5 protein-coding genes and 1 pseudogene are annotated in these 5515 nt (G+C 73.0%); 1 reads left to right on the forward strand and 5 read right to left on the reverse strand.

Features of this window, described 5'->3' with window-relative positions; all coding sequences use genetic code 11:
- Positions 1–560 (reverse strand): TerD family protein (locus tag FNX44_RS23200; protein ID WP_143650762.1); only part of this gene is annotated, 560 nt, incomplete at its 3' end.
- Between the two features lie 268 nt (positions 561–828).
- Here FNX44_RS23200 and FNX44_RS23205 point away from each other — a divergent pair.
- Entirely contained in the window at positions 829–1332 is a 504-nt protein-coding gene (locus FNX44_RS23205) for a DUF6643 family protein (protein WP_143650764.1), read from the forward strand.
- A 213-nt stretch (positions 1333–1545) separates the two neighbouring features.
- Here the strand turns inward: FNX44_RS23205 and exaC are convergent, their stop codons facing one another.
- The 4 genes and pseudogenes from exaC to FNX44_RS23225 all read right to left on the reverse strand — a co-directional run.
- Positions 1546–3066 (reverse strand): acetaldehyde dehydrogenase ExaC, encoded by a 1521-nt coding sequence (gene exaC, locus FNX44_RS23210; RefSeq protein WP_143650766.1) that lies wholly within the window; start codon positions 3064–3066, stop codon positions 1546–1548.
- Positions 3067–3123: 57 nt separating this feature from the next.
- Positions 3124–4422 carry a GAF domain-containing protein gene (locus FNX44_RS23215; protein ID WP_143650768.1) on the reverse strand — a complete coding sequence of 433 codons (1299 nt, stop codon included), beginning with the start codon at positions 4420–4422 and terminating at the stop codon, positions 3124–3126.
- Between the two features lie 102 nt (positions 4423–4524).
- Positions 4525–4974, reverse strand: a complete 450-nt coding sequence (locus FNX44_RS23220) for a Crp/Fnr family transcriptional regulator (protein WP_143650769.1) — start codon at positions 4972–4974, stop codon at positions 4525–4527.
- A gap of 114 nt (positions 4975–5088) precedes the next feature.
- Positions 5089–5515: pseudogene (locus FNX44_RS23225) on the reverse strand (Crp/Fnr family transcriptional regulator); the annotation flags it as partial.

Raw genomic sequence — 5515 nt, forward strand, 5'->3', positions numbered from 1 at the left:
GCCGGCTGCTGGGCGGGGGCCGGCGGCGGGGTCACCGGTTCCTCGACCGAGATGCCGAAGTCGGTGGCCAGGCCGCCGAGGCCGGTGGCGTACCCCTGGCCGACCGCGCGGAACTTCCAGGCGCCCTGGCGGCGGTAGAGCTCACCGAGAACGAACGCCGTCTCGGTGCTCGCGTCCTCGCTGTCGAAGCGGGCGAGTTCGGCGCCGCCTGCCGCGTCGAGCACCCGTACGTGCAGTCCCGGCACCTGGCCGAAGGTGCCGCCGTCGGCGGAGGCGGCGAGCACGACCGTCTCCACCTCGGGTTCCACGGCGTCCAGCTGGACGTGGAGGGTGTCGGTGACCGTGCCGCCGGTCGGGGTCTTCCCCTGGTGGCCGACGGCTCCGGAGGGGTGCCGGGCCTGGTTGTAGAAGACGAAGTCCTCGTCGGAGCGGACCTTGCCGGCCGTCAGCAGCAGGGCGGAGGCGTCCACGTCCGGAACGCCGGGGCCGGTGCGCCAGCCCATCTCGACCCGCACGGCCGTCGCCGGCAGCGGCACGTTCATACCCTTGCGCATGGTCATGGTGTTCCCCTCGGGTCGGCGGCGCCGATACCGCACCGCCTACTCGTTTCCCTGATCGCCGACACCAACCTATGCCAAGGCCGTCGCGCGTCGTGCGCCCGGTGCCGGCCATCCGCGCGCCACTCCCACGTCACAGGAACTCGACTCGAACCATGGGACGGATTGCCCGGATTGGTCCACTGTGCGGTGAAGTGGCCTTCGTGAACCCACAAAATGACCCTCGAACCAGACTCCTCAGGGAGCGCATCTTCCGCTTAACTTATGCAGCATGACCTCCCCCTCCTCCTTTGGCGGCTACGGCGGCGGCTACTACTCCTCGCCGTCCTTCGCCGACACGCCGATCTACGACAGCCTGGTGGCCGAGCGGGGTACTCCGCAGATCGCCCCCATCCGGGTCCCCGCCGCCTACGAGAGCCCGGCCAGTAGCCTGCCGGCGCTCCCGTCGGCGCTTCCCGCGCTGGCCTCCGGTCCGTCCGCGAGCTCGGCTCCCCCACAACGCGGTTACGGCGGCCACCCCGCGCCGACGCAGCAGCACGCGCCGCTCCAGCAGGCCCCTGCGCCCTACATCCCGCAGCAGCCGGCCGACCGCGGCTATCCCACGCAGCAGGGATACCCCCACTACCAACAGCAGTACCAGCAGCAGTACCAGCAGCCGCAGATGCGGCCGGTGGCGCCCCGGCCGGTGGCGCCCAGGCCGATGGCGCAGCAGCCGGCGGCCCAGGGCAGATACGACGACCCCTACGGGCGGCCGCATCCCAGCGCCGGCTACTGAGCCGGCGCCACGGGGGTGGTCCAGCTCAGCACATTGCGAGGGCGGGCCGGTACACACGACGAACAGTCGGGTACCGGCCCGCCCTCGTTCCACAACGGCGCCGCGCACCCTGTCCGCCGCCGTCGGCCCGGTCGGCGGACGAGCCGGCGAACGGGCCACGGGCAGGGTGCGCGGCGGGTCTGTCGCGGCGCGGGCCGCGTGGCACGGGGCCGCCTAGAACAGGCCGAGCCGCTTCGGGGAGTAGCTGACGAGCAGGTTCTTGGTCTGCTGGTAGTGGTCCAGCATCATGCGGTGGTTCTCCCGGCCGATGCCCGACTGCTTGTAGCCGCCGAAGGCGGCGTGCGCCGGGTAGGCGTGGTAGCAGTTGGTCCACACTCGCCCGGCCTGGATGGCCCGGCCCGCGCGGTAGGCCGTACCGGCGTCCCTCGTCCACACGCCGGCACCCAGCCCGTAGAGCGAGTCGTTGGCCGTCTTCACGGCGTCGCCGAAGTCCTGGAACGCGGTGACCGCCACCACCGGGCCGAAGATCTCCTCCTGGAAGACCCGCATGTGGTTGGCGCCCTCCAGGATCGTGGGCCGTACGTAGTGGCCGCCGGCCAGCTCGCCCGGCAGTTCGGCGCGTTCGCCGCCGGTGAGCACCCGGGCGCCCTCCTCGCGGCCGATGTCCAGGTAGCGCAGGATGCGCGCGGTCTGCTCGGCGGAGACCTGCGCGCCGATCATGGTGTCGGTGTCCAGCGGATCGCCCTGGACGACGAGGTCGGTGCGCGCCACCGCGTCCGCGAGGAAGTCCCGGTAGTGCCCCTGCTGGACCAGGGCGCGTGACGGGCAGGTGCACACCTCGCCCTGGTTGAGGGCGAACATCGTGAAGCCCTCGAGCGCCTTGTCCCGGAAGTCGTCGTGCTCCGCGGAGACGTCGTCGAAGAAGATGTTCGGGCTCTTGCCGCCGAGTTCCAGGGTGACGGGCGTGAGGTTCTCCGAGGCGCCGCGCATGACCAGCCGGCCGGTGGCGGTCTCGCCGGTGAAGGCGACCTTGGCGACCCGGGGACTGGCGGCCAGCGGCGCCCCGGCCTCCTCGCCGAAGCCGTTGACGATGTTCACCACCCCGGGCGGCAGCAGGTCGGCGACCAGGCTCATCCAGTGGTGGACGGACGCCGGGGTCTGCTCGGCGGGCTTGAGCACCACGGCGTTGCCGGCCGCGAGCGCCGGCGCCAGCTTCCAGGCCGCCATCAGCAGCGGGAAGTTCCACGGGATGATCTGCGCGACGACGCCCAGCGGCTCGTGGAAGTGGTAGGCGACGGTGTCCTCGTCGAGCTCGGACAGGCTGCCCTCGCGGGCCCGCAGCACACCGGCGAAGTAGCGGAAGTGGTCGACCGCCAGCGGCAGGTCGGCCGCGAGCGTCTCCCGCACCGGTTTGCCGTTCTCCCAGCTCTCGGCGACGGCCAGCTCCTCCAGGTGCTGCTCGGTGCGGTCGGCGATCCGGTTCAGCACGAGGGCGCGTTCGGCCGGCGGGATGCGCCCCCAGGCGCCCGCGGCGGCGTGCGCGGCGTCCAGGGCGCGCTCGACGTCCTCGGCGGTACCCCGGGCGATCTCGGTGAAGGTCCGACCGGTGACCGGGGTCGGGTTCTCGAAGTAGCCGCCGCGCGCGGGGGCGACGTACTCGCCGCCGATCCAGTGGTCGTAGCGGGTCCGGTACCGCATGACGGCGCCGTCGCTTCCAGGTGCCGCGTACTTCATCTCGCGCCTCCCTGCCGGCCGCCGACCGCCGTGGCGGCGGCCGATCGTGCCAGGAAGCTAGGCGCGGCGAGGTTGCGGGAAGGTTGCGGGGCGGGGCGGCAGGCGGAGTCCGTACTCGGCGCGCAGTTGGGACACCCGGGCGGCGGCGACCGGCCGTTCGGCCCGCGGGACGACGGCGTGCAGTTCCTCCCACGCCTCCAGGTCGTCCTCGCCCCACGGGGACCGCACCCACTCCTCCAGAAGCGTGCGGTCACCGGCGGCCAGCACAGCGCCGCGCAGCCTGGTCTCCACGACCCGGCGCAGTCGGGCCACGCCGGGCGCCTCGGATCGGGGCAGCAGCGGCCCCCGGTAGGCGGCGAGGGCGGCGACCGGGTCGCCCGCGTGCAGCGAGCGCAGCACCAGCGAGGCGTCCGTGTCCACCGGTGCGGCGAGCCGGTAGGGGCGGGAGCGCAGCAGGGGGCCGAGCAGTTGGCGCAGTCGGGAGAGTTCGGCCCGCAGGGTGATCGGGCTGAGGTCGCGCTCCCCGTACAGCTGGTGTGCCAGCGCCTCGCCGGTCAGACCCTGCGGATGATCGGCGAGCACCAGCACGATCTCGCTGTGGCGCCGGCTGAGCCGACGGGCGGCGTGGGCCCCGCCGCCGTGCAGGACGGCCTCGTCCCGGCCGAGCGCCTGGAGGGTGAGGCGGCCGCCGGTGATCGGGCCGAGCGCGGCCAGTTGGGCTTCCGCGGCGCGTGCGGTGGCCTGGACGAGGGCGAGGCTGTGCGGCGCCGCGAGATGGTCGCCGCCGGTGATGTCGACCGCGCCTACGAGGCGGCCGGTGGCGGGGTCGTGGATGGGCGCGGCGGCGCAGGTCCAGGGTTGGACTGGTGTGCAGTAGTGCTCGGCGTTGAAGATCTGCACCGCGTGGTCGACGGCCAGCGCGGTGCCGGGCGCGTTGGTGCCGACCTCGCGTTCGGACCAGCGGGCGCCCGCGACGAGGTTCATGTACTCGGCGCGTCGTCGCACCTGGGCGTGGCCCTCGACCCAGAGCATCCGGCCGGCGGCGTCGCACACGGTGAGGAGATGGGCGCCGTCGTGGGCGATGCTGCCGAGCAGTTCCCTGATGAGCGGCATCACGGCGGCGAGCGGGTGCTCGGCGCGGTGGGCCCGTAGGTCCGCGTCGGTGAGTTCGACGCGGGCTATGCCGTCGGGCGCGACCCGGGCGCCGGCGCAGCGCCGCCAGGAGTCGGCGACCACCGAACGTACCGGCTCCTGCACGGTGCCGTCGGTGAGGAACGCGCTGTGGGCGCGGCGGACGGCACCGGCGCGCTCCGCCGGGTCCGCCCCCGCTTCGAGCGCCAGCCAGGGGTTCAGCACGGGGACATGGTGCTGGAGCCGGGCCCGCTCGGCAATGGGACCGTCTGTGCGAGAGGGTCACCCGCGGGGGTGGGCGCCGTGGGTCGAGTCCGCGGAGGGCGGTCAGGCCAGGCCGCGCGGGCCGTAGAGGTCGACCAGCCGGGTCCGGGTGCGCTGCAGGCGGTGCGAGATGATCTCGCCGACGGCCAGGGCGAGGTTGTAGCCCAGTTCGTGGTCGGCCTCGCACAGTTCGCGCACCTCTGCGGCGTCGAACTGCAGGGCGCGGACCGGGCTGTCGGTCTCCGCGCTCAGATGCCAGTTGTAGGGCGGGAAGAACCACGACCAGCCCAGCAGCTCCCCGTGGCCGATGGTCTCCACGGCCTGGTTGCTGCGGCCCGGCACGTGTTGTTCGAGGGTCACCGAGCCGGTGCGGATGATCCAGAAGCGGTCGGCCTTCTGCCCTTCCTCGAAGATCCGGTCGCCCGAGGGGAAGAAGACCTCTTTCCCCAGCTGCTGCAGCCGCTCCGCCTGGTCGGGCGAGAGCGATCCGAGGAGTCCTGTCCTGGCGCGCATGCGACCTCCTCCCACCGGCTGCGGCACCCGCCGGTGCACCGCCCATTCTCCCACCCGGGCCGCGAGCGGGCAGCCCGAGGCCGGCGGGGCCGGCGGTCGGGCTGCCCGGCCGGGTCAGAGTTCGACGTCCTCCAGTACGCCCAGCGCGTCGGGGACCAGGACGGCCGCCGAGAAGTAGACGCTGACCAGGTAGGAGATCACCGCCTTCTCGTTGATCCCCATGAAGCGCACGTTCAGGCTGGGCTCGTACTCGTCGGGGATCCCGGCCTGGTGCAGTCCGACGACGCCCTCGCTGTCCTGCCCGACGCGCATCGCGAGGATGGAGCTGGTGTTGGTCTCGCTGATCGGGATCTTGTTGCAGGGCAGCAGGGGGATGCCGCGCCAGGTGCGCACCGGGCTGCCGTTCAGTTCGGCGTGGCCGGGGTAGACGCCGCGGCTGTTGCACTCCCGGCCGAAGGCGGCGATGGTCCTCGGGTGGGCGAGGAGGAACTGGGTCTTGCGGCGGCGGGAGATCAGGTCGTCCAGGTCGTCGGGGGTGGGC

It is taken from the genome of Streptomyces alkaliterrae, assembly GCF_007097205.2.
Lineage (GTDB): Bacteria > Actinomycetota > Actinomycetes > Streptomycetales > Streptomycetaceae > Streptomyces > Streptomyces alkaliterrae.